We start from the raw sequence: 906 nt of genomic DNA, 5'->3' as shown, positions 1-906 counted from the left end.
AAAATCTATAAACAATCACTACAAAAACAGCGTTTTTGCATTTCTAGATAAGGTTTCCGAGAATAACTTGACACATACAATAGAAGATGAAAAGTTGACAATAGGACTTAAATAGATTATAATTTAAATAATCTTAATGAAGGGCTGAAGTTCAGCCGACCGAAAGGAGTCCTGTAAAAGGGGCTCTTTTTGTGTTTTAGGAGGAATATAATATGGGTGAAAAACCGTTCAAAACGATTAAAGAACAAATAAATATTTTAAAAGATAGAGGTCTAATCTTTCTTTCTGAAGAACATGCAGAAAGTGAACTTCTTAGGTATGGTTACTATGATATCATTAATGGTTATAAAGATTCGTTCTTAGAAGAAGCAAGCGGCTCTGTTAATGAAAAATACATAGACGGAACGACCTTTGAACAAATTTTAGCTTTATTTCAATTTGACAAAAATTTGCAGCACTCTATATTCAAAGCAACCATCGAATTTGAACGGATTATTAAAACAGCGATTAGTTACGTGATTGGAGAGAAATATGGGTCTTATCAGAAGGAGTATTTAATTCGAGAAAATTACAAGAGTGGCAGACGAAGTTATTATCAAGGAAAAAGCGAATATGAAATTGATCAGCTATTTAGAAAGTTTAATAATATAGTAAGGGATGAAGTAGAGCCATTCAAGCATTATAGAGAAGAACACGGAAATATCCCGCCATGGATTCTATTGAAGAGTTTATGAGCGCATTCTCGTGACTTTAGTCGTGAGTAAGCGATTTTGCATGTTTTTTTATTTCTACATATGATAAAATACATGTAGAGGTGATTATGGTGCAAAAAGCACTAAAAGGAAGAGGTTACGTCTACTATATTCAGTACCATATAGTATGGTGTGTAAAGTACAGAAAGCCGAT

The 906-nt window shown here is 32.8% G+C and carries 1 protein-coding gene; it reads left to right on the top strand.

Annotation, left to right across the window (positions count from 1 at the left end):
- Window positions 1–212 precede the first annotated feature (212 nt).
- Complete coding sequence (locus C3945_RS11695) at window positions 213–734, top strand: Abi family protein (RefSeq protein ID WP_161879825.1); 522 nt, start codon at window positions 213–215, stop codon at window positions 732–734.
- Window positions 735–906 lie beyond the last annotated feature (172 nt).

The sequence above is a fragment of the Alkalibacterium sp. MB6 genome, assembly GCF_009935905.1.
Lineage (GTDB): Bacteria > Bacillota > Bacilli > Lactobacillales > Carnobacteriaceae_A > Alkalibacterium.
The sequence above is the reverse complement of the archived record's forward strand: the minus strand, read 5'-3'. Positions and strand labels throughout refer to the sequence as shown.

What these genes read in the sequence shown, in the direction of transcription:
- C3945_RS11695 (WP_161879825.1), top strand. Translation starts at nt 213, where the DNA reads ATGGGTGAAAAACCGTTCAAAACGATTAAAGAACAAATAAATATTTTA.